At 68.8% G+C, this 22,356-nt stretch carries 25 protein-coding genes and 1 tRNA gene; 6 read left to right on the top strand and 20 right to left on the bottom strand.

Going from position 1 to position 22,356, the window contains the following annotated elements:
* Positions 1 to 3: 3 nt before the first annotated feature.
* The 9 genes from lspA to GDI_RS02740 form a co-directional block, all read right to left on the bottom strand.
* On the bottom strand, positions 4 to 528 hold the full coding sequence (gene lspA / locus GDI_RS02780; protein WP_012223112.1) for a signal peptidase II: 525 nt from the start codon (positions 526 to 528) through the stop codon (positions 4 to 6).
* Positions 525 to 3,431 (bottom strand): isoleucine--tRNA ligase, encoded by a 2,907-nt coding sequence (ileS, locus tag GDI_RS02775; protein ID WP_012223111.1) that lies wholly within the window; start codon positions 3,429 to 3,431, stop codon positions 525 to 527. Before ileS ends, lspA begins: the two co-directional genes overlap by 4 nt.
* A gap of 105 nt (positions 3,432 to 3,536) precedes the next feature.
* Entirely contained in the window at positions 3,537 to 4,484 is a 948-nt protein-coding gene (locus tag GDI_RS02770; protein WP_012223110.1) for a bifunctional riboflavin kinase/FAD synthetase, read from the bottom strand.
* Complete coding sequence (gene mtnC, locus GDI_RS02765) at positions 4,481 to 5,194, bottom strand: acireductone synthase (RefSeq protein WP_012223109.1); 714 nt, start codon at positions 5,192 to 5,194, stop codon at positions 4,481 to 4,483. Before mtnC ends, GDI_RS02770 begins: the two co-directional genes overlap by 4 nt.
* Positions 5,195 to 5,207: 13 nt before the next feature.
* Positions 5,208 to 5,747 (bottom strand): 1,2-dihydroxy-3-keto-5-methylthiopentene dioxygenase, encoded by a 540-nt coding sequence (locus tag GDI_RS02760; RefSeq protein ID WP_012223108.1) that lies wholly within the window; start codon positions 5,745 to 5,747, stop codon positions 5,208 to 5,210.
* Positions 5,744 to 6,370 carry a methylthioribulose 1-phosphate dehydratase gene (locus GDI_RS02755; RefSeq protein ID WP_050934974.1) on the bottom strand — a complete coding sequence of 209 codons (627 nt, stop codon included), beginning with the start codon at positions 6,368 to 6,370 and terminating at the stop codon, positions 5,744 to 5,746. The genes GDI_RS02760 and GDI_RS02755 overlap by 4 nt, the downstream gene beginning before the upstream one ends.
* Before the next feature lie 47 nt (positions 6,371 to 6,417).
* Positions 6,418 to 6,684 (bottom strand): twin-arginine translocase TatA/TatE family subunit, encoded by a 267-nt coding sequence (locus GDI_RS02750; RefSeq protein ID WP_012223106.1) that lies wholly within the window; start codon positions 6,682 to 6,684, stop codon positions 6,418 to 6,420.
* Positions 6,685 to 6,820: 136 nt separating this feature from the next.
* Positions 6,821 to 7,330 (bottom strand): CHAP domain-containing protein, encoded by a 510-nt coding sequence (locus GDI_RS02745; RefSeq protein WP_012223105.1) that lies wholly within the window; start codon positions 7,328 to 7,330, stop codon positions 6,821 to 6,823.
* A complete protein-coding gene (locus GDI_RS02740; RefSeq protein WP_012223104.1) occupies positions 7,327 to 8,007 on the bottom strand; it encodes a regulatory protein RecX in 681 nt (226 codons plus the stop codon). Before GDI_RS02740 ends, GDI_RS02745 begins: the two co-directional genes overlap by 4 nt.
* 177 nt (positions 8,008 to 8,184) lie before the next feature.
* On the opposite strand from GDI_RS02740, the gene GDI_RS02735 reads away from it, so the two are divergent.
* A complete protein-coding gene (locus GDI_RS02735) occupies positions 8,185 to 8,955 on the top strand; it encodes a class I SAM-dependent methyltransferase (protein ID WP_012223103.1) in 771 nt (256 codons plus the stop codon).
* A 14-nt stretch (positions 8,956 to 8,969) separates the two neighbouring features.
* Here the strand turns inward: GDI_RS02735 and GDI_RS02730 are convergent, their stop codons facing one another.
* The 3 genes from GDI_RS02730 to GDI_RS02720 all read right to left on the bottom strand — a co-directional run bounded on the left by GDI_RS02730 (position 8,970) and on the right by GDI_RS02720 (position 10,851).
* Positions 8,970 to 9,578: a tetratricopeptide repeat protein gene (locus tag GDI_RS02730; RefSeq protein ID WP_012553772.1), complete on the bottom strand. Its 609-nt coding sequence runs from the start codon at positions 9,576 to 9,578 to the stop codon at positions 8,970 to 8,972.
* A gap of 95 nt (positions 9,579 to 9,673) precedes the next feature.
* A complete protein-coding gene (gene ykgO / locus GDI_RS02725; protein WP_012223099.1) occupies positions 9,674 to 9,799 on the bottom strand; it encodes a type B 50S ribosomal protein L36 in 126 nt (41 codons plus the stop codon).
* A gap of 119 nt (positions 9,800 to 9,918) precedes the next feature.
* Positions 9,919 to 10,851: a hydrogen peroxide-inducible genes activator gene (locus GDI_RS02720; RefSeq protein WP_012223097.1), complete on the bottom strand. Its 933-nt coding sequence runs from the start codon at positions 10,849 to 10,851 to the stop codon at positions 9,919 to 9,921.
* A gap of 144 nt (positions 10,852 to 10,995) precedes the next feature.
* On the opposite strand from GDI_RS02720, the gene GDI_RS02715 reads away from it, so the two are divergent.
* The 3 genes from GDI_RS02715 (at position 10,996) to GDI_RS02705 (ending at position 12,533) form a co-directional block, all read left to right on the top strand.
* A complete protein-coding gene (locus GDI_RS02715) occupies positions 10,996 to 11,538 on the top strand; it encodes a peroxiredoxin (protein WP_012223093.1) in 543 nt (180 codons plus the stop codon).
* 202 nt (positions 11,539 to 11,740) lie between these two features.
* Complete coding sequence (locus GDI_RS02710) at positions 11,741 to 12,286, top strand: carboxymuconolactone decarboxylase family protein (RefSeq protein WP_012223091.1); 546 nt, start codon at positions 11,741 to 11,743, stop codon at positions 12,284 to 12,286.
* 170 nt (positions 12,287 to 12,456) lie between these two features.
* Positions 12,457 to 12,533, top strand: a tRNA-Asp gene (locus GDI_RS02705).
* 35 nt (positions 12,534 to 12,568) lie between these two features.
* On the opposite strand, the gene GDI_RS02700 is transcribed toward GDI_RS02705, so the two are convergent.
* The 8 genes from GDI_RS02700 to GDI_RS02665 all read right to left on the bottom strand — a co-directional run bounded on the left by GDI_RS02700 (position 12,569) and on the right by GDI_RS02665 (position 20,726).
* Complete coding sequence (locus tag GDI_RS02700) at positions 12,569 to 13,699, bottom strand: PQQ-dependent sugar dehydrogenase (RefSeq protein WP_012223089.1); 1,131 nt, start codon at positions 13,697 to 13,699, stop codon at positions 12,569 to 12,571.
* A 15-nt stretch (positions 13,700 to 13,714) separates the two neighbouring features.
* Positions 13,715 to 14,188 carry a low molecular weight protein-tyrosine-phosphatase gene (locus GDI_RS02695; RefSeq protein ID WP_012223087.1) on the bottom strand — a complete coding sequence of 158 codons (474 nt, stop codon included), beginning with the start codon at positions 14,186 to 14,188 and terminating at the stop codon, positions 13,715 to 13,717.
* A gap of 55 nt (positions 14,189 to 14,243) precedes the next feature.
* Positions 14,244 to 15,098, bottom strand: coding sequence for a carboxylating nicotinate-nucleotide diphosphorylase (nadC, locus tag GDI_RS02690; protein ID WP_012223084.1), 855 nt, complete (start codon positions 15,096 to 15,098; stop codon positions 14,244 to 14,246).
* A complete protein-coding gene (locus GDI_RS02685; protein WP_012223083.1) occupies positions 15,095 to 16,651 on the bottom strand; it encodes an L-aspartate oxidase in 1,557 nt (518 codons plus the stop codon). The genes nadC and GDI_RS02685 overlap by 4 nt, the downstream gene beginning before the upstream one ends.
* Positions 16,648 to 17,634 (bottom strand): quinolinate synthase NadA, encoded by a 987-nt coding sequence (nadA, locus tag GDI_RS02680; protein ID WP_012223080.1) that lies wholly within the window; start codon positions 17,632 to 17,634, stop codon positions 16,648 to 16,650. Before nadA ends, GDI_RS02685 begins: the two co-directional genes overlap by 4 nt.
* Positions 17,635 to 17,826: 192 nt before the next feature.
* Positions 17,827 to 18,729: an NUDIX hydrolase gene (locus tag GDI_RS02675; RefSeq protein WP_012223079.1), complete on the bottom strand. Its 903-nt coding sequence runs from the start codon at positions 18,727 to 18,729 to the stop codon at positions 17,827 to 17,829.
* Positions 18,730 to 18,890: 161 nt separating this feature from the next.
* A complete protein-coding gene (locus tag GDI_RS02670) occupies positions 18,891 to 19,361 on the bottom strand; it encodes a phosphate-starvation-inducible PsiE family protein (protein ID WP_012223077.1) in 471 nt (156 codons plus the stop codon).
* 102 nt (positions 19,362 to 19,463) lie between these two features.
* The gene (locus tag GDI_RS02665; RefSeq protein WP_012223075.1) at positions 19,464 to 20,726 is read right to left on the bottom strand and encodes an outer membrane beta-barrel protein; all 1,263 of its coding nucleotides are present in this window, start codon (positions 20,724 to 20,726) and stop codon (positions 19,464 to 19,466) included.
* A 178-nt stretch (positions 20,727 to 20,904) separates the two neighbouring features.
* Between GDI_RS02665 and GDI_RS02660 the strand changes: the two genes are divergently transcribed.
* Both GDI_RS02660 and GDI_RS02655 read left to right on the top strand, forming a co-directional pair.
* Positions 20,905 to 21,486: an NnrU family protein gene (locus GDI_RS02660; protein WP_012223073.1), complete on the top strand. Its 582-nt coding sequence runs from the start codon at positions 20,905 to 20,907 to the stop codon at positions 21,484 to 21,486.
* 48 nt (positions 21,487 to 21,534) lie between these two features.
* Positions 21,535 to 22,323: a VOC family protein gene (locus GDI_RS02655; RefSeq protein WP_012223071.1), complete on the top strand. Its 789-nt coding sequence runs from the start codon at positions 21,535 to 21,537 to the stop codon at positions 22,321 to 22,323.
* Positions 22,324 to 22,356: the final 33 nt, after the last annotated feature.

Raw genomic sequence — 22,356 nt, 5'->3', positions numbered from 1 at the left:
CGCTCAGGCCCCGGGCGCGCGGGAACGCCGGTCGGTCAGGCTGTCGAACAGCAGGACCGCGACGCCGCAATCGATGGCCGCGTCGGCCAGGTTGAAGACCGGCCAGGACCAGCCATAGGCATGGGCATGGATGAAATCGACGACCGCGCCATAGTGCATCCGGTCGATGACGTTGCCCACCGCGCCGCCCATGATCGCGCCCAGCGCGCCGGCCACCCAGGGGCGGGTGGTGCGCGTCACCCACACCCCCAGCAGCAGCACGATCAGCAGCGAGACGACCGAAAACACCACGCGGCCGATTCCGGCCATGCCGCCCAGCATTCCAAAGGTGATGGCGCGGTTCCAGACCATGGTGAAGTTCAGGCCCGGCAGCAGCGGCACCGAACCCCGGTCCGGCAGGTCGAACCCGTGCAGGATCCAGTATTTGCTGACCTGATCCAGCAGCAGCACCGCGATGAACAGGGCGGCGCCCAAGGTACGGCACAGCCGGACCGGGCGCGGGATGGCGGGCAGGACGGCCTCGCTCATGCGACCGGCCCGCGGTCGGGCCGGGATTCGACGACCTCGACGCAGCGCAGGCACAGTTCGGGGTGGGCCGCATGGGTCCCGACCTCGTCCAGCACCTTCCAGCAGCGGGCGCATTTATGGCCGCCGGCGGCCGAGATGACCGGCGCGCCATGGATGCCCACGCCCCCGCCCGCCTCGTTGTCCGCGCCGTCGGTGCCGGCCAGGTAGATCGACGCGGCGCCCGGTTCCACCGTCACCGAGGCCTGGGACACGATGGCCAGTTCGCACCAGTCGATATCGGCGAAGCGCGCGGCCTCTTCCGCCGACAGGGGCAGGTCCAGCGCGGCCTGGAGGGACGATCCGACGACACCGTCGCGGCGCGCGGCCTCGATTTCCGTCGTCACCACGCGGCGCACCGCGCGCAGCGTGGTCCAGCGGTCGGCCAGGTCGGGGCGGATCCATTCCTCGGGCAGGGTCGGGAAGGCCTGCAGATGCACGCTGTCGGCCTCGCCGAAGCGGGCGGTCCAGGCTTCTTCCGCCGTGAAGACCAGCACCGGGGCCATCCAGGCGCACAGGCAGCGATGCAGATGGTCCAGCACCGTGCGCGCGGCGCGGCGGCGCAGGCTGCCGGCACCGTCGCAATAGATCGCGTCCTTGCGCACGTCGAAATAGAACGCCGACAGGTCGGACGCGCAGAAGCCGTGGATCGCGCCATAAAGCCCGACCCATTCGTGGCTGCGCACCGCGTGGGCGACCTGCCCGCCCAGTTCGGTCAGGCGGTGCAGCACCCACTGTTCCAGTTCGGGCATCTGCTCGTAGGGGACGCGTTCGGCCTCGGTGAAGCCGTCCAGCCCGCCCAGCAGCCAGCGCAGCGTGTTGCGCAGGCGGCGATAGAGTTCGCCCTGCTGCTTCAGGATCTCGCCGCCGATCCGCAGATCGTCGTTGGTGTCGGAATTCATCACCCACAGGCGCAGGATGTCGGCGCCCAGTGAATCGTTGACGTCCTGCGGGGCGACGACATTGCCCAGCGACTTGGACATCTTGCGCCCCTGCTCGTCCAGCACGAAGCCGTTCGTCACCAGGGCGCGATAAGGCGCCACCCCACGCGTGCCGACGCTTTCCAGCAGCGAGGACTGGAACCAGCCGCGATGCTGGTCCGATCCTTCCAGGTACAGGTCCGCCGGGAAAGGCAGCCCGTCGCGGCCCAGCACGAAGGCGTGGGTCGAACCGCTTTCGAACCAGACATCGACGATGTCGAAGACCTGTTCGTAATCGTCCGGGTTGCGGTCCTCGCCCAGGAAGCGGGCGGCGGGGGCGCTGTACCAGACATCCGCGCCCTCGGTGCGGAAGGCGTCCACGATGCGCTGCATCACCGCCGGGTCGCGCAGGACCTCGCCGGTACGCTTTTCCACGAAGACCGCGATCGGCACGCCCCAGGCGCGCTGGCGGCTGATGTTCTCCGCCCGGCCCGCTCCCATCGAGGTCGTCGGTTTTGGGCCTGCGCGGGGTGTAAGGCCTCCACCCTCCAGCGCCAAACAGCGCGAGGGTGCGCAGGTGCCCGTCTCCATCCATTGGTATGAGCCACTCCGGCGTAAAATGATAGATCCCGGGGCGCGCGAGCGCCAGGAATGCGGGTAGGAATGGACCAGCGTGGACCGCGCGACCAGCCCGGCGGGCGCCGTGCCGTCCTGGTTGGCGCGCTCCATCGCGGCCGACAGCGCGGCACAGACCGGGTCGGCGGCCTTGAAGACATGCGTGCCGGCGAACAGCGGCACCCAGTCGGCATAGCGCCCGTCATCCAGCACGATTTCCGGGACCTCGATCCCGTTGGCGACGGTCAGGGCGAAATCGTCCTCGCCATGGGCGGGGGCCATGTGGACCAGGCCGGTGCCGGCATCGGTGGTGACGAAGTCGCCGCCCAGCAGCGGGACCTCGAAATCATAGCCCTCGCCCCGCAGCGGATGGGCGCAGACCGCGTCGGCCAGGGCCTCGCCCGGCAGGGTGTAGAGCACGTAATGCTCGGTGATCCCGGCGGCGGCGCAGAACGGCGCGATCAGGGATTCGGCCACCAGCAGGCGGGCGCCGGGTTCCAGCGGGGCCTCGTCGGTCACGCCGTCGACGCGCAGCACCGCGTAGGTGATCTCCGGCCCGAAGGCGATGGCGCGGTTGCCCGGGATGGTCCAGGGCGTGGTCGTCCAGATGACGGCCGAGACATCCTGCAGCGCGCGGCCCGGGGTCGGATCGTGGATAAAGGGAAAGGCGACATGGATCGTCGTCGATTCATGGTCGCGATATTCGATTTCGGCCTCGGCCAGGGCGGTCTTCTCGACCGGGCTCCACATTACCGGGCGCAGGCCGCGATACAGCAGCCCGTTCAGCAGGAAACGGCCGATTTCCTCGACGATCGTGGCTTCCGAGGAAAAATCCATCGTGGCGTAGCGATGGTCCCATTCCGCCTGGACGCCCAGGCGGCGGAATTCGGCGGCCTGCACGTCCAGCCATTTCTGGGCATAGGCCCGGCATTCGGCGCGGAACTGCAGGACGGGCACGGAATCCTTGTCGCGCCCGGTCTTGCGGTATTCTTCCTCGATCTTCCATTCGATCGGCAGGCCGTGGCAGTCCCAGCCCGGGCGGTAATGCACCGCGAAGCCCGCCATGCGGTGGGCGCGGTTGATCACGTCCTTCAGGATCTTGTTCAGCGCGTGGCCGATATGCAGGTTGCCGTTCGCATAGGGCGGCCCGTCATGCAGCATGAAGGACGGGCGGCCTTCGGCCTGGGCGTGCAGCCGCTCGTCCAGGCCGGTCCGGGCCCAGTGCGCCAGAATCTCCGGCTCCCGCTTCGGCAGGCTGCCCCGCATGGGGAAGCTGGTTTTCGGCAGGAATACCGTGTCCCGATAGAGATCCTGTGGCTTCGACTCGGTCATGACCCTGAATTTCTGACTGCTGACAGCGTGAAGCGGCGAAGCCGCGAAAGCCCAACCTTATGCGGAGGCCGACACCCCCCGGTCAAGCCGCCAGCCCTCGGAGCCTCAGGTCCCGGTACGGGAAAGCGTGTCCAGGTACGCGCGCGCGGTCGCGGCGTCCTCGGCGATCTGGGCCTTCAGGGCGTCCAGCCCGGCGAAGCGCCGTTCCTCGCGCAGCAGGGTGTGCAGCCCGACCGACAGGGTCTGGCCGTACAGGTCGCCGTCGAAATCCAGCAGATGGACCTCCAGCCGGCTTTCCTGCCCGTCATCGATGGTCGGACGGCGGCCGATATTGGCGACGCCGGGCCAGGCGCGGCCGTCGGCCAGGCGCACGGTCACGGCATACACGCCCCGCGCCGGTTCCAGGTGCCGGCCCAGCGGCACGTTGGCGGTGGGGAAGCCCAGCAGGCGCCCCCGCTTGTCGCCATGCTGCACCACGCCGCGGATCGACCACGCGCGGCCCAGTTCCTCGGCCGCGCGTTCGGGATAGCCGTCCTGCAGCAGACGGCGGATGCGGGTCGAGGAATAGGGACCGCTGGCATCGGTCAGAGGCGGAACGGCGGTCAGCCCGATGCCCAGTTCCTCCGCCCGGTCGGCCAGGAAGGTGACGTTGCCGCCGCGCCGGTGGCCGAAGACGAAATCGGCGCCGCAGCCCAGATGGCGCAGGCCCAGCCCCTCGTGCAGCACGTCGGTCACGAAGCGTTCCGCGCTCATGGCGCTGAAGGCGGCGTCGAACGGGATCTGGAACACATGGCGCACGCCCAGGGCGGACAGCGCCGCCAGCCGTTCCTCAGGCAGGGTCAGGCGAAAGGGCGGGTCCTGCGGGCGGAACAGTTCGCGCGGGTGGGGTTCGAACGTCACCACCGCCAGACCCAGGTCGGGCCGGGCCGCATGCAGCAGATGGACCAGATGGGCATGGCCCAGATGCACGCCGTCGAAATTGCCCAGCGCCGCCGCCATGCCCCGCGCCTCGGCCGGGATATGGCGCCAGCCGGTATGCAGGTGCGCCCTCATGCGGCAACCGGCAGGGCGAAGCGGCGTGCCACGTCGTCCAGCGTCGTGGCGACGGGATGGCGGTCGCCAGCCACGGTGCCGTCTTCCGGCCGGACGAGCTGGCAGGTGCGCAGGCCGGCTTCCTCCGCCGCATCCAGTTCGGCCGTGATGTCGGACAGGAACAGCGTGCGCCCGGCGGCCCAGCCGGTTTCAGCCAGGATGGCGCGATAGCTGCCGGCCGCGCGCTTGCCACCGATGCGCAGGTCATAAAAACCACTAAACAGTCCGGCGACGTCGCCGTCGGTGGTGTGGCCGTAGATCAGGCGCTGCGCGGCCTCGGAGCCCGAGGAATAGACCGCGAGCCGCAGCCCCGCTGCCCGCCAGCGCCGCAGTGCCGGCACCACGTCCGGGTAGAGCGTCGCGCGCAGGGCGCCGGTGCGATACCCCTCTTCCCAAGCCAGGCCCTGCAGGGCCTTGAGCGGTCCGATCTTCTCGTCCCGGTCCATCCAGGCGTTCAACTGGTCCAGCGGGGGCACGCCGGGGGCCAGCGCCGCGATATCGGCCACGGCCGCGCGCACCGCCGGATCGTCCGCCCGTTGGGCCAGCAGGCCGGGCATCGCCGCGCGGGCGTAGGGAAACAGCACCTGGTGCACGAAGGCGACGGGAATCGTCGTACCTTCGATATCCAGCAGGACCGAGTCGATAGCGTCCGTGGACGCCGTCACCACCATATCCGCCAGCCCCTCAGCTAACGGGAAAGCGCCGGGCGATGTCGTCGCCCGTATAATCCGCGATCCAGCCGGTCGTGTCGGTGAACACGCGCAGCGCCACCACGTCGGGAGACAGCCCGGCATCGAACCAGTGGGGCGTCCCCCGGGGGACCGAGATCAGGTCGCCGGCCGTGCAGCACACGTCATAGACCCGGCCGTCGACATGCAGCACGAAATTGCCGCTGCCATGGACGAAGAACCGGACCTCGTCCTCGCTATGCGTATGTTCGGAGAGGAACTTGTCGCGCAGGGCCGTCAGGTTGGGGGTGGCGGCGTTGATGCGCACCACGTCGGCGGACCCTGCCCCGGTCTCACCCATCAGCTCGTCCAGATAGGGGCGGTAGGTGTTCAGCACCGCGTCGGGCGTGGCGTCGAGCGGGGGCACCACGGGGCTGTCCCAGCGTTCGAAGCGCGCACCGATGCCGCGCAACGCGTCGGCGATGACGGCCGCGTCGTCGGTCCGCAGGACGATGTCGTCCGGGTCGTCGTCGCGATAGACGGTCAGGTGGCTCATCGTGCGACCTTCCTTCTTTCCAGTTCGCAGGCCAGCAGGAATTCCAGGCCCTCGAGCCGGGCGAGGGCAACGTCCATCGTCCCGCCCCAGACATACACGCCGTGGCCGCGAATGACGTAGCCCGCCGGCATCCGGCCCAGATACGGCGCCACGACGCCGGACAGGCGGGCGATGTCCTGGTCGTTGTCGAAGACGGGCAGGCGCACGGTCGTGTCGTGGGTCTGCTGGCCCTCGAACACCTTCAGCACCTCGTAGCCCGACAGCAGGATGGCATCGCCCTGTTCCATCATCGACAGCACGGTCGAGGCGACGGAATGGCCGTGCAGCACGGCCCCCACATCGGGTGACGCCTCATAGACATGGCAATGCAGCAGGGTTTCGGCGCTGGGCCGGTCGCCGGCGCGCACCGCGCGCCCGTCCGCCGTGACCTCGATCACCCCGTCCGCGGTCAGGTGGCCCTTGTGGCCGCCCGATCGGGTGATGGCGATCCGCCCGTCCGGCAGGCGGCGGCTGATATTGCCGGCCGTGGCCGGCACCCAGCCGAACCGGTCCATCCGCCGGCCGGCCGCGATAATATCCTGCACCGCGCCGGCCCACGGGTCGGTCGAAATCATCGTGTCCATGTCGATCCTGGGTCGATCCGGGGTCGCTGGCCCGTCAGGGCCCGCCCTCACGGCGTGGAGGAGCCGGACGGGCGCCCCGTGCCCGAGAAGCTGGCATCACGCTGCACGGTGCCGGCGGCGGGGCCGGGCGGGGCGATGTGGCCGCCGGAGCCCGTGCTGCCTTCCATGGTTTCGTCATCGGCCATGTTCTTCTTGAACGATTTGACCCCGCGCGCGACGTCGCCCATCAGCGTGCTGATCTTTCCGCCGCCGACAAACAGGACCAGCACGACCGCCAGGACGATCAGCCAGTGCCAGATGCTCAAGCTACCCATAACACATCCTCGATTCCGCGCCGCGACGCGAAGCTGCTTTCACCCGGGGCCGGTGCCGGTCGGCCCGATCCGTCCCCATCACATGGAACCACGGCGTTCGTCATGCAAGCGCCGTTTTCTCGCTTCGCCCCCATCGTCAGGCATCGGGGGACGGGCGTAACGGCAGGTCGCGGGAAATGAAACCATAGGTCGGATAGATTGTCCTGCCCATGCTGTGGACCGGTTGCCACCAGACCCTGACCGCCGACCAGTCGTTGGCGCGGGACACATCGACGATCGGAATATCGTGTTCGATCCGTCCGGGCACCCAGTTCGCCTGGTCGACCAGGATCGCCCGCGTGCCGCGCACCTGCCGGACCACCGAGACATGGCCGTCCGGCAGCCGGCCGGTCGAGCGGAAGACCAGGACCTCGCCGGGTTCGGGCACCCGGGAATGGGCATAATAGCCCGCCGATTGCCGCCACCACCCCGCCGCCGGCCCGCTGAGCCGCAGCCCGGTGACCGACCGCGCATAGGGCGCGCACTGCACCCTGCCGTTCCATCCCGCGCCGCCGCCGCAATCCGCCAGCGGCAGCATGCAGCACAGCGCCAGCCAGCGGGCGCCCCAGGGAAGCCTTGTCGGAAGCCTCGCCGGACGCCCCGTCATGCCGATTTCATCCGGATGACCCGTTCCTCGGCCTCCTCGGGGTCCATGTCCAGGGCCGCTTCGGCCACGGCGCGGCCGAAGCCCGCGCGGGCCATGGCCTCCAGCACCCGGCGGCGGCGGGTGGCCCGGTCGTCCTCCGCCCCCCCGTTCGCTTCCCCCTCCGCCGCATCGGACGGGGGGGCGAACGGGCCGGCGCGGCGGCGCCGCGCGAACACCAGCGCCGCCGCCAGTTCGGTATCCTGCCCCTGCCCGCCGCGCGCGCCCAGGGTTTCGTCCAGGACGGAGCCGAGCGTGTCCTCTTCCACCCCCCTTACGGCCAGATGCGCCTGCACCGCGCGGCGCGACCGGCCCGCGCGGGTCAGCGACCGGGCGCGGGCGCCGGCGAAGGCGGCATCGTCCACCGCGCCCAGATCGGCCATGTCGCGCACCACCTGGTCGATCTGGGCGCGGACGGGGGTGATCTGGGTCTCGATCTCCTCGGGCAGGGTGCCGGCCTGGGCCGCACGGCGGGCCCAGCGTTGCAGGAAGCGATCCAGGACCTGCGCCAGCCCGGCCCGTGTGGTGCCGAAGCGCGCCAGATGCGCCAGCGCCACCGCGCGCAGGGCGGCGCGATCGGGCACCGGCGCATCCGCCCGGCGCCTGCGGGTGGTCATGTCCCGGGCGACACGTTTCGTCATGACAGGATCATGGCACACGCGATCCGAAATCGCGAAGCCCCTGCGCGGTACAGAGCGCGCAAGATCGGCTTGATGTCCCGTTCAAGCGTCTCTCTGCTTCAACGGACAGCCCTGTATCTTCGGGATATCTTCGGGCCGGGTTTCGATTGCAATCTGCTCCTGCAAGGAGAGCAAACGATGACTGAAGAACACGACGCCGCATACCGGGCATTCACCGCGCGGCAGTACGGCATGCGCGCGGCGGATTACGTGTCGAGCACGGTTCATGCCGGCGGCGCGGACCTGGATGAGATCGAACGCGCCGTGGCAGGCAGGGGGCTGGCGCGCGTGCTGGACCTGGGCTGCGGTGGCGGGCATGTCAGCTATCGGGCGGCGCCCCATGTCGGGCAGGTCGTGGCCTGCGACGTGACGCCGGACATGCTGGACGCGGTCGCCCGGACCGCGATCGAACGCGGCCTGGACAATATCGTCACGCAGCGGGCAGCGGCCGAAAGCCTGCCCTTCACCGACGCCGCGTTCGACGCGGTGCTGTGCCGCTTCACCGCCCATCACTGGCGGGACATCGACGCCGGCCTGCGGGAGGCACGCCGGGTGCTGAAACCCGATGGCCTTGCGATTGTCGTGGATGTCACGGCCCCGGCCGACCCGCTGTGCGACAGTTGGCTGCAGACGCTGGAACTGCTGCGCGACGTGTCGCACGCACGCGATTACAGCGTCGCCGAATGGACCGCCGCCTTCGGCCGCGCCGGATTCGCATTGCAGGGCGTAACGCCGCGCCGGCTGCGGATGGAATTCGCAAGCTGGGTCGCCCGGGCCCGGACGCCGACCGAACGAATCGACGCGATCCGGTCCCTTCAGCGCGCGGCACCCGAAATCGTCGCCGCGCGATTCGCACTCGAGGATGACGGCAGCTTCCTGCTGGACACCACCAGCTTCACGGTGACCTGAAGCGTCCGCGCGCCTTACGTGGGCTGGCCGTAGGCGCGCAGGTGCAGCTTTTCGCCGTGGGCGCGGCCGCCCTCGGTCATCGGGTCCAGGACCATCACGTGCTGCCAGGCGCGGTAGGCGGCCTGCCAGTCGCCGCGCTGTTCCTCGACCGTCGAGAGGACCTGCCATGCGACCGCGTCATGGTCGTCATGCTGCAGCGCCACGCCCAGGTCGGTCACCGCGCCGTCCAGGTCGCGCGCCGCAAGCCGGGCCTGGGCGCGGTCCCGCCACAGGATGGCCGCATCCGGCTGAAGCACCAGCGCATCGTCCAGGTCCTCGACCGCATCGACCGGCTTGCCGGCGGCCAGGTGCCCCTGGGCACGGCGCAGCAGCAGGCGGGTGGTGGGCGACAGGGGGCGCAGCCGGGCCTGTTCCAAACCGACTTCCAGCGCGGCGGCCGTACCGCGGGACGTGGCCCGCGCCAGTTCCGCCGTCAGCAGCGCCAGTTCGTCCGCGCTGGAACCATGCCGGGCGGAGAGAGCGGAGGAAGGCGGCGCGGCCGGAGGGGACGGCACGGTGGGTGGAGGGGCCGCCCGCGCGGGTGCCGCGACAGCCAGCCATAGCGCCGCGATCAGGGCACCCATGCGCAAACACCCGCATCCGGGACCGGACAGCCGGACCCGAACGCGGGTGCGCGAATCACACAAGATGAACCGTACGGCCAAGGCCGCCCGGACAATCAGCCCTGGCGGGCCTTCATGCGCGGGTTCTTCTTGTTGATGACATAGACCTTGCCATGACGACGGACCACACGGCAGTCCTTGTCACGAACCTTGGCCGACTTCAGGCTGTTTCTGATCTTCATGACCCGACCCTCACTGGCGGCAGGAAACCGCAAAGACGGGCCGAATACCGGTCCCACGGCACGGAGTCAACCGCACACCCCCGCCCCATGCCTGACTTTCCGCCCATGGATGTGTTTTTTCACACCATGGCGGGGGCGGTAACGGCAGGCGGGCGGATATGCAGGCCAAGCTGGCGGAAGTCGGCCGCGCGGGGCGAGCGCGGGCGCCAGGCCAGCCCGATCGTGCGCCAGGCCTGGCAGCCCGTCACCGGCCGGACGACGAGCGGCAGGTCGCGCAGGATTCCCGATTCCACCGCCAGACGCGGCAGAAGGGCGATTCCCAGCCCCTCCGCCACCATGTCCACCAGGGTATAGAGCGAGGTCACGACGAATTCCTCGTCCCCGTCCGGGGTGCTCCAGCCCCGTTCCTGCCGGCATAGCGACAGCGTCTGTTCGCGCAGGCAGTGGCCGTCTTCCAGCAGCACCATGCGTTCGCCCGCGATCCGTTCGACGGGAATCGAGTCGAGGGCGGCCAGCGCATGGTCGGCCGGCAGCAGCAGCATGAATTCGTCCCGCCACAGGGGCAGGGTTTCCGTGCCTTCGCACGGGCAGGGCATGGCCAGCAGCACCAGGTCCAGCCGGCCCAGCGCCAGCTTGTCCATCACGTTGCCGGTCAGGTCCTCGTTCACCGACAGGCGGATCTGGGGGAATTGCCGGCGCAGGCGCGACACCAGCCCGGGCATGATGAAGGGGCCGATGGTGGGAATGACCCCGATCCGCAGCAGCCCGGTCATGGGCGCGCGCGAGGCATCGGCCACGTCCTGCACCGCCTGCAGCGTCTCCAGGGCGAATCGCGCCCGGGCGGCGACTTCGTCGCCGATGGGGGTGAAGACCACGCGCTTGCCGACGTTGCGGTCCAGCAACTGGACGTCCAACTGCCGCTCCAGGGCCAGGATTCCGGCCGACAGCGTCGATTGCGTGACCGAACAGGCCAGCGCCGCACGGCCGAAATGACGCAGTTCCGCCAGCGTGATCAGGTACCGCAATTGTTGTGCCGAAGGCAGAGGTGTCATCGATTCTTTCGATTGTCCGGATATAAATTATTCATTGGCATGATATAGGCTTCAACGCCATAAAATACAGTCCGAGGCCGGACCGCCTGTTCAGGGCGCCGCGCCAGGGACCACGACACGTCGTCACTATGAGGGAGTAAACCGATGCTGACAGTCGGCAACAAGTTTCCGGAATTCAATCTGACCTCCGTCCCCGGTGGCCCGGAAGGGCTGAAGGGCAATTTCGTCCAGATCTCGGACAAGAGCGATGCCGGCAAGTGGAAGCTCGTCTTCTTCTGGCCGAAGGACTTCACCTTCGTCTGCCCGACCGAGATCGTGGCCTTCGGCAAGATGGCCGGCGAGTTCAAGGACCGCGACACCGTCGTCTATGGCGTGTCCATCGACAGCGAGTTCGTGCACCTGAACTGGCGCCTGCATCATGACGACCTGAAGGGTCTGCAGATTCCGATGCTGGCCGACATCAAGCGCGAGCTGTCCGAGGCCTGCGGCGTGCTGTCGCCGGAAGCCGGCGTGGCCTATCGCGCCACCTTCCTGGTCGACCCCGAGGGCATCATCCGCCATGTCAGCGTCAACGACCTGTCGGTCGGCCGCAACCCGCAGGAAATCCTGCGCATCCTGGACGCGCTGCAGAGCGACGAGCTGTGCCCGTGCAACTGGAAGCAGGGCGACGACTTCCTGAAGGTCTGATCGGTCCCCGGTCATCACGGTCCGGCCCCGGCGGCCGGACCACTCCTTCCCCGCCGGCCGAGGACGCCCCGATGACGCCCCGATGACGCCGGGGGGGAACCGGCCGATGCGGCCCGCATATTTCCCCATTCCCTTCATGGAGCCGACGCGCGGCGCGCCCGCTGGCCGGTCGCGATCCGCTCCGTCCCAGCAGGTATCCACCATGTCGATCGAAACGCTCAAGGAGCGCCTTCCGGACTACGCGAAGGATCTGAAGCTCAACCTCAGTTCGCTGGCCAACGACATCACCCTGTCGCCGCAGCAGCTGGCCGGGACGTTCGTCGCCTCGGCCATCGCGTCACGCAATGCCGACGTCACGCGCGCCATCGTGGCCGAATACGAATCCGTCCTGTCGCCGCAGGCGCTGACTGCCGCCAAGGCCGCCGCCGCGATCATGGGGCTGAATAATATCTATTACCGCTTCGTCCACATGGTCGAGGGCGACTACGCCCACATGCCGGCGCGGCTGCGCATGAACGTCATCGGCCGCCCGGGCGTCGAGAAGCTGGATTTCGAGCTGTGGTCCCTGGCGGTGTCGGCCATCAACGGCTGCGGCATGTGCGTCGAGAGCCACGAAAAAGTGGTGCGCGAGGGCGGCCTGTCGGCCGAACAGGTCCAGACCGCGGTGCGCGTCGCGGCGACGGTCCATGCGGTGGCGGCGACCCTGGACGGGGCCGCTGCGCTGGGCGATCACCCGGCGGCAGGCTGACCCGTGCCCCGGCGGGCGGAACCCGCCTGCCGGGGACGTTCCCAGGGGCCTTTTCCGGGACCTATTTCATCGCACCGTCATTTTTCGTGCGGAATGCGGTTGCCAGAATCGCCAGCCTTTGTTAATTCGCCCTCCACGAACGGATGCGGGGTCCCAGACCCCGAGCCGATGCGGGTGTAGCTCAGTTGGTTAGAGCGCCGGCCTGTCACGCCGGAGGTCGCGGGTTCGAGCCCCGTCACTCGCGCCATCCCTTCCCCTCCCCGATATTTCGGTCCGGTCGCTTCAGTCCCTGCCATAGGTCACGCGATAGATCGCGCCGGCCAGGTCGTCGCTGACCAGCACGCTGCCGTCCGGCAGGGGCTGCACGTCGGCGGGGCGGCCCCACGGGGTTTCATCCTGCTGGAACCCGTCGATCAGCGGCACATAGGACGCGATACCCCCATCCGGGCCGAAGCGCACCGCCATGACGCGATAACCCGCCAGCCGGCTGCGATTCCACGACCCGTGTTCGGCGATCAGCAGGGCGCCGCGCCACGCCGCGGGAAACTGGCTGCCGGTATAGAAGCGCAGGCCCAGGGCCGCGACATGCGCGCCCAGCTTGAGCACCGGCGGCGTGAAGTCGGAACACGGATGGCCCCGCCCGAAGACGGGGTCCGGCACGTCGCCCTGATGACAATAGGGATAGCCGAAGGACTGGCCGGCATGGTCCACCCGGTTCAGCTCGTCGCTGGGCACGTCGTCGCCCATCAGGTCGCGTCCGTTATCGGTGAACCACAGCGTGCCGGCCCCCGGCTGCCCCGGTTGGCCCGGCTGCCACGTGAAGCCCACGCTGTTGCGCAGGCCGTAGGCCACGTCCTCGCGCCCCGTGCCGTCGGGATTCATGCGCATCAGCCGGCCGAACCGGTGCCCGACGTCGCAGATATTGCACGGCGCGCCGATCGGCACATACAGCTTGCTGTCCGGGCCGAAAGCGATGAATTTCCAGCCATGGTCGCCCACCCGCCAGGGCAGGTCCGGCACGGCGACCTGCGGCGCGGGCGGGTGGTCCAGCCGGTCCTCGATCCCGCGCAGGACCACGATGTCGCGCACGTCGGAGATGTACAGGTCGCCATCCCGGAAGGCCACGCCCACCGGCATGGTCAGCCCGCGCGCCACGACCTGCACCCGGCGGCCCCGTCCCGGCCCGTCATCGGTCACGGCATAGACCGCGCCCGCCGTCATCGAGCCCACGAACAGCGTGCCCCGGGCGCCGATCGCCATCTCCCGCGCCGAAGGAACCTGGTCGGTATAGACCGAGACATGGAATCCCGGCGGCAGGCGCAGCCGCGCGACCGGCGGCGCGGCCCGTGTCCCGGCGGCGGCCAGCATCGCCCCGAGAAGGACAAGCATCGACATGGTCCGGCGGAACGGCATGTGCGGCGTATCCTCCTAACGGGAGCGGATGAGCCTCGCCACCAGGGCCTCGGTCCCCGCCTGGACGTCCGCCCAGGTGGTGTGGAAATCCCGCGCCTGTCCGTAATAGGGATCGGCCACCGACTGGCCGACACGCCCTGCCACATGATCCAGCAGCAGCGAAAGCTCCGCGATTCCATCGCTCGGCCGGCGCGCGCGCAGGACCTTCAGGTGGGTGTGGTCCAGGGCGACGATATGGGTGAAGACTCGGAAATCCTCCGCCGTGACCATGCGCGCGCGATAGCCCGCGATATCGATCCCGTTGCGGCGGGCCACCTCCTGCGCGCGGCGATCCGGCGGCTCGCCGGTATGCCAGTCGCCGGTCCCCGCCGAATCGACGACGGCATCCAGCCCGCATCGGGTGGCGGCGGCGCGAAACGCGGCCTCGGCCAGGGGGGAGCGGCAGATATTCCCGGTGCAGACGAACAGGATGGCGGGACGGCGGGACATGGCACGACTCTAGCGGTTCCTTTTTGAAAAAAAGAACCAAAAAACTTTGATCCGGTTACCCTTCCTCGTAATCCAGCCCGATATCCAGCGCGCGCACCGTATGCGTCAGCCAGCCGACCGACAGGATATCGACACCGGTCCGGGCGATATCGGCGGCGGTGTCGGGGGTGATGCCGCCCGATGCATCGGTCAGGGCGCGGCCGTCCACCATCGCCACCGCCTCGCGAAGCTGGGGAAGGGTCATGTTGTCCAGCAGGAACACATCCGCCCCGCCGGCCCCCAGGGCCTGGGCCAACTGGTCCAGCGTATCGACCTCCAGTTCGATGCTGACCAGGTGGCCGGCGCGGGCGCGGGCGGCGGCCAGGGCGCGCGCGACGTCGCCGCCGGCCAGGGCGATATGGTTGTCCTTGATCAGGATCGCGTCATCCAGGCGGAAGCGGTGATTGGCGCCGCCGCCGGCCCGCACCGCATATTTCTGGATCGCGCGCAGGCCCGGCAGGGTCTTGCGCGTGCAGCAGACGCGCGCGCGCGTGCCGGATATGGCCTGCACGATCCCGGCCGTGGCGGTGGCGATGCCGCAGAGATGCGACAGGAAGTTCAGCGCCACCCGTTCGCCCCCCAGGATCGCCGCCGCCGGACCGCTGACGCGCGCGATGCGGTCACCCGGGGCGACAGGGCTGCCGTCCGGCCGGTCCACCGTGAAACGGACCGACGAATCCAGCAGGGTAAAGGCCAGCCGGGCCAGCGACAGGCCCGCCACCACGCCGGGCTGGCGCGCGACCAGGGCGGTGTGCAGCACCTGCCCCGGCGCCGCCAGCGCATCGGTCGTGATATCCCCGCCGCACCCCAGGTCCTCCAGCAATCCGGCACGCACCAGCGGTTCGAGCATGAGATCGGGCAAGGGGGTCATGGCACGAGGATTCCATTGTCAGAAAGAGAGGCCGCGGCAGGCGCGAGCGATGCGAGCGCGGCCAGGCCCTGGCGCATCGTCAGGCGGGTATGCACCGCCTGGGGCGCCGTGTCCGGATAGTCGGACCGGTAATGGCCGCCCCGGCTTTCCCGCCGGCCGAGCGCGGACACGCACAGCAGCGCGCCGACCAGGGCGTGGTCGTCATCCATGACATGCGGGGCCAGCGCGCGGATGGCGCGGGTCAGGCCGTCCGCGTCACGCAGGATGCCGGCGGCGCGGCCGATGCAGGCGCGGATATCCGCCAGGTCGTCGGCCCCGCCGCCGGGGACGGGCGTGTCGTCCGGCAGCCCGTCCGGCACCGGCAGGGATGTGGCGTCCAGGTCGCGGGCGACGAAGCCGCCGCAGACGAAGGCTTCCAGCAGCGAGTTACTGGCCAGCCGGTTGGCCCCATGTAGGCCGGTCGACGCGGCCTCGCCGCACGCCCACAGGCCGGGGACGGTGCTGCGGCCGCGCAGGTCGGTCTCGATCCCGCCCATATGGTAGTGCACCGCCGGACGCACCGGAATCGGCTGCCGGTCGGGGTCGATGCCGTGTTGGACACAGGCCCGCGCGATGGCGGGGAAATGCCGGGCGAAGTGGCCCTGCGTGGCGGCCCGGGCATCCAGCAGGACGCGGTGGCCGGCCGACAGATGCGCCTGGATCGCGCGGGCCACAATGTCGCGCGGCGCCAGTTCGTCGGTGAAACGCGCGCCGCTTTCATCGACCAGGATCGCGCCCGCCCCCCGCACGGCCTCACTGATCAGTACGCGGGGGGCCGCGTCCGACCCGACCGCCAGCGCGGTGGGATGGAACTGCACGAATTCCAGGTCGCGCAGCACCGCGCCCGCGCGGGCGGCGCAGGCCAGGCCGGACCCCAGCCCGCCGGGCGGGCTGGTGGTGGTGGGAAACAGCGCGCCGACGCCACCGGTGGCGATGACGCAGGCCGATGTCGGCAGGATCAGCTCCTGCCCGGCCCGCGCGATCCGCACCCCCGCGACCCGTCCGTCGCGCACGATCACGCGGCGCAGGGCCGCGCCGTCCAGCACCGTGATGCGCGGGGTGGCACGGGTGCGCGCGACCAGGGCGCGCATGATTTCCGCCCCCGTGCCGTCACCATGGGCGTGGGCGATGCGCGGGCGGGAATGGGCCGCTTCCAGGTGCAGGTCCAGCCTGCCGTCAGGGCCGGTATCGAACGCCACGCCCAGGTCGCGCAACGCGGCGATGGCGCCAGGGCCGGCGCGGGTGATGGCGTCCACCACTACGGGGTCGCACAGGCCGACGCCGGCCTCCAGCGTGTCGCGCGCATGCAGGGCGGGCGTGTCGTCCGGGCCGATCGCGGCGGCGATTCCGCCCTGGGCCAGCGCGCTGGCGGCGTCCGTCGCCAGCGGCGCGGGCGACAGCACCACGCAGGGACGGTCCATCAGCAGCGCCGTCGCCAGCCCGGCCAGCCCCGCCCCGGCGATGACCGGCTGGCCGGCCCAGGAACCGGCGTCGGTGAGGCCCGGACCGGTCATGACGCGGCGAGCATCCGTTCCACGGCGCGACGCCCGCCCGCCACCAGATGCGGGGGAATCGTCACCTCGTGCGTCATGGTTTCCAGGGCCCGGCGGATCGCCGGCAGGGTGATGCGCTTCATGTGCGGGCAAAGATTGCACGGGCGCACGAATTCGACGGTGGGATGGGACGCCGCCAGGTTGTCGCTCATGGAACATTCGGTCACCAGCATCACCTTGCGGTGCGTGCCGCGCGCCACGAAATCGGACATCGCCGCCGTGGAGCCGGAAAAATCGGCCTCGGCGACGACCGAAGGCGGGCATTCCGGATGCGCCAGCACCGCGACATCGGGATTGTCGGCGCGCCAGGTGCGGATTTCCTCCGGCGTGAAGCGTTCATGGACCTCGCAATGGCCGGCCCAGGTGATCATCTCGACCCCGGTTTCCCGCTGGATGTTCTGGGCCAGGAATTCGTCGGGGATCATGATGACGCGCGGCACGCCCAGGCTTTCGACGATGCGGCGCGCATTGGCCGAGGTGCAGCAGATATCGCTTTCGGCCTTCACTTCGGCCGAGCTGTTCACGTAGGTGACGACCGGCACGCCCGGATGGGCGCGGCGCAGCGCGCGCACGTCCTCGGCCGTGATCGAATCCGCCAGCGAGCACCCGGCGTGCAGCGACGGGATCAGCACCGTCTTTTCCGGATTCATCAGCTTCGCGGTTTCGGCCATGAAATGCACGCCGGCCATGACGATGACCTCAGCATCCAGCCCCTGGGCGTCACGCGCCAGGGCCAGGCTGTCGCCCCGAATGTCGGCGATGCAATGGAAGATTTCCGGCGTCTGGTAGTTATGGGCCAGGATCACCGCCCCGCGCCGGCGCTTCAGGTCCAGGATGGCCGCGATGTCGTCGGCGAACAGATCCCATTCCATGCGCGGGACGACGCGGGCGACGCGGTCATAAAGCGCGTCGAGCTTGGACGGGGCGACGAGAGTCTCGGACATGTTCGGCTCCTTCGGCCCAATTTATACTCACTGTGAGTATAAATTGGGTACATGAACTCGCCGGTCTTGTTCCGCCAATGCGCGCGCGCCGTCAAGCGAATTGCGTGCCATGCACTACGGCATCACGAAGAAAAATCGGGCATTCCATTAGGTTGGTCAGGAACAAACAAATCGTGACCGAGGGCGGAATCGTTAGAATGGCCGCGTCAGCGGCAGCTTCGACCCGGCAATGCGCCGGGCGCCGATGACCTCGCGCCGGAAACGGAACAGGCGCGCGGGGCGGCCCCGCGTCTCGGGGGCGAAATCGGCGGTCTCCTCGACCAGGTCCTGCTGGGTGATCAGGCGACGGAAATTCTGCTTGTGCATCGACTGTCCGGCGACGGCCTCGACCGTGCGCTGCAGGTGCAACAGGGTGAAGCTGTCGGGCATCAGCTCGAAGATGACCGGCCGATAGCGGATCTTGGCCCGCAGCCGCGCCATGGCGGTGGCCAGGATGCGGCGGTTGCCCCGCGCCATGGGCACGCCGGGCAGCATCGCGGCGCCGGCGCCAGCGCGGCCGGATTCCGGCACCAGGCCCGCTTCCCACAGCAATTCGTAGCGTTGCAGTACCAGTTCGTCGTCCCAGCCCAGGCCGTCCAGCCCGAAGGTCAGGGCGATGCGCTGCCGCCGGACCTCGCGTTGCAGGGGGGGCGCCTGCCGCGCCCAGTCGTTCAGCCGTTCGGCGATGCGCACCACCAGGTCGCGGCCGCTGGGCGCGGTCTGGTCTTCCCAGGGAAAATAGGCGTACCAGTTGCGCCAGCCATGTTCGCCACGATGGATGCGGGTCAGCGCCAGGTAGGAAATCAGGACCGTCCGGTCATCCGGCGCATCGCCGGCCGACGTGCCGTCCGGAGCGTCGGCGAAGGTATAAAGCTGTTCCACATGGCCCAGCGCGTGCCCGGTCTGCCGTTCGACCCACAGCCGCAGGCCCGTCTGCAGGGAACGATGGCCGGCCTCCAGCGGGCCCGAGGGCAGCAGACGGCCGGAATCCAGCGTCAGGACCATGGGCCGGTCCTCGCTGACCGCGATCAGCACCGCGATCAATTCCGAGGGCATGATGCGTTTCCTTGAGCTGCAACCGGGGCGCTGAAACCGGCGCGCGCCGGCCGATTGGCCATATCATCGACCGGCGCATGCGGGAAAGGATCTTCTGGCCACGCGGTCCGGTGTTGCACGTGAAACCATGACGGCCCGCAGGCGCCGGCCACGCGGGCCGATCAGGAAACGCCGGTTTCCGCCGAACCGGCCACCGACGCGGGCGTCCGCACGAACCAGTAGACGAGGCCCAGGGCCAGTACCGACGCGGACAGGGCGAGCATTTCCATGACGTTCACCCCGCTGAGGTCGAGGACGATGAATTTCCGCACGGTCGCCATCATGCCGATCAGCAGGACGGAGCGCATGCGGACCATGCTGTGCGGCTGCACATCCGGCATGACAAGAATGGAATGCTTGAATTCCAGCGCGATCAGCACCGTGAAGAACAGGCCGAATATCGCCTGCAGCATCGCCGGATCGGTCGGCGCCAGTCCGGTCGTAAGGACCATGGCGCCGACGGCGACCACGACATGGAACAATCCGACGGAGGCCACGATGATGATCGACAGGGTCAGGACGAGCATCGCAATTTCTTCGAACAGATCGAATATTTTCGCGATCCTCATGAACCCTGGTATGGTCTTGATCATAAATTTCCTCTCGTCCGATGGGGGTCTGGACGGAAAGATATCTTCCTTTTCTTCGGAAGAAGAAGCAAAAAGACCTGATTCGTCTTGGAACCGGACAGGACTCTAGAATCCAAGCACGGCATCCGCCCCGAACGTGAACATCCCGACATTGCGCAGATCGTTGAAAGGTCTTGTTCCGTTCAGCGACCGGTCGAACCGGATTTCGGGCCGGATCTCGAACAGCTTGACATGATGACCCAGGGCAGGATGCCACGTGACACCCAGCGTCAGCGCGCCATACGTGGTGGGCGGCGCCGATTGCGTGGCCGCGGGCTCTCCCAGCAGGGCCTGCATATAGGCGTTGTTTCCCAGGAAACTGGTGACGAGCAGGCCGGTATTGTCGCGATAGATCTCGCCACGGTAGTTGAAGGTCAGGCCGGGGGTGACCTGATAGCTGAGGAAACTGACGAAGCTGACCGTATCGGCGCGCAGCCCCTCGTCATGCAGGACGTTGAATTCCCCCGTCAGCGACAGGCGATCGTCGATCTTGTAGGTGGCATTCAGATCGTTCCAGAACCGTTGCGCGCTGTTGGCGCGCGGGCCCAGCGCGCGCACCGCGTTTTCGGGCCCGACGCGGCCCAGATAGACGAAGGACAGGTTTCCGCCCAGGAAGCCGTTGCCCGCCACGCCGAAATAGCCGGCCGCCGCGTTGTTGTCGTCGCCCCCGCCAAAGCTGGTCTGGTTGCCGGTATCGACGCCGAACAGCGCATCCAGCCTGTCGGTCGCATGCCACTGGAACATCGCGCCGACATGTTCGAACGGTGTCGAATATTGCGTCGTATAAGCCAGGGTATAGAACGGCCGGGTGGCCGGATCGAGGGATTCCACCCCCATGGGCGATGCCAGGATGCCGGCCTGCATGTCCAGCCCATGCCGCGTCACCCAGGGCAGGTGCAGATCGACATGCGCCTGCGCCGGCATGATCTGGTACCGCCCGGCGATCGTGCGGTCCGATATTCCGGCGATGTTGTAATACCGCGTATCGGCGCCATACATTCCGCGCACGACGAAGCCGACCTGATAATCGCTGGACGCCTGGTCCACCGGGCGGCTGACCGTGATCGTCACCTGGTCCAGTTGCGCCTGGTTGGCATGGTCGCCGAAGAACTCCCCGAAATTATTGCCGTTCGCCGGCCGGGCGGGATTGGCGTTGATCCCGCCTTCGATCTGCCCGTCGACCGTGATCCCGTCGACCCAGCCCGTGCCGCCGGCCGCCCGGGCGACGGAGGGGAGGCAGGGCCCGCACACCAGGGCCGTCACCGCCAGAAGCCCTGCCCCCGTCAGGCCGCCGCGGCGGATGGGACGGGGGCAATTCGATCGAAACATTGTTTACTCGCAAAAGAACGCTTCCTGCCGGGCACCCGGATGCCCCCTACCGGATAGAGACACCGCCCCCCTGCCGCAACACGCCCACCGGATCGTGAAGCCGCGATGGTGGATCGTCCTGCGGAAACCGGTCCCTGTCCCACCCGTTGCGGCCACGGCATCGAAGGGGCGTCGCGTCATGCTGCTGCTGATCTGCGGTCTGGTCGTCTTTCTGGGCATGCATTCGGTGCATATGGTCGCGCCGGCCTGGCGGGCGCGGCAGATCGCCGCGCTGGGCGAAGGGGGCTGGAAGGGCGTGTTCTCGCTGGTCTCGGCCATCGGCCTGGTGCTGATCGTGACGGGATTCGGCGGGGCGCGAATGCAGCCGTACCTGCTGTACAGCCCCCCGGCGTGGCTGCGCCATGCCAACGCGCTGTTCATGCTGGTGGCCTTCGTGCTGGTCGCGGCGGCCTATGTGCCGGGCAATCACCTCAAGGCCCGTCTGGGCCATCCGATGCTGGCGGGGGTCAAGGCCTGGGCGTTCGGCCATCTGCTGGCGACCGGCATGGTGCATGACCTGGTGCTGTTCGGGCCGTTCCTGCTGTGGGCCGCGCTGGATTTCGCGATGTCCCGCCGTCGCGACCGGGCGGCCGGAACACTCTATCCGGCCGGAACGGCGCGGGGCGACGTGGCGGCGGTGGCCATCGGCGCCATCGCCTGGATCGGCATGGCGGCGTGGCTGCACCGCATCCTGATCGGTGTTCCCGCCCTGGGTGCTTGATGAAAGGCGGGAGCGACACCACGATCATTCCCAGCAGGGGGAACCACCATGTCCACCTCCACCATGTTGCCTTCCGTGGACCGGTTCGTCTGGTATGAACTGGTCACCACCGACGCCGACGCCGCCACGGCGTTCTATCGCTCCGTCATCGGATGGAGCGCCAGGGATTCCGGTTTGCCCGGACTGGCACTATACGATGCTCAGTGCCGGTGCAGGCCGGTCGGCGGCCTGCTGGAGGTGGCGCGGGCCGCACGGGACGACGCGGTGCGGACAGGCTGGATCGGCTACGTCGCGGTTGGCGATGTCGATGCCGTCGCGGCACGCGTCACGCAGGCCGGCGGCGCCATCCACCGCGCCCCCCAGGACATTCCGGGCGTGGGCCGGTTTGCCGTCGTCGCCGATCCGCAGGGGGCGATCTTTGCGCTGTTCCAGGCAACGGGCGAAGACCCGATGCCCCCCGTGCAGGAGGGCACGCCGGGCCATGTGGGCTGGCACGAACTGCATGCCATCGACCGCGAGGCCGCCTTCGGCTTCTATGCCGGATTGTTCGGATGGACGAAGGCCGAAACGATGGATATGGGCCCGATGGGGATCTATCAGCTTTTCGCGACCGGCGGACCGCCGGTCGGCGGCATGATGAAGAAGGCCGATTCGGTTCCGGCCCCGTTCTGGCTGTATTATTTCAATACGGAAGAAATCGGGCCCGCCATCGCACGCGTCCACGAGGCCGGCGGCACGCTGATCAACGGCCCGCACCACGTGCCCGGCGAGCGCTGGATCGCCCAGTGCCGGGACCCGCAAGGGGCGATCTTCGCGATGGTGGCCCCCAAACCTTAGAGCGCGTGATGAGGTGATCCCACCTCATCACGA

The organism is Gluconacetobacter diazotrophicus PA1 5, from assembly GCF_000067045.1.
Taxonomy (GTDB): Bacteria; Pseudomonadota; Alphaproteobacteria; order Acetobacterales; family Acetobacteraceae; genus Gluconacetobacter; species Gluconacetobacter diazotrophicus.
The sequence above is the reverse complement of the archived record's forward strand: the minus strand, read 5'-3'. Positions and strand labels throughout refer to the sequence as shown.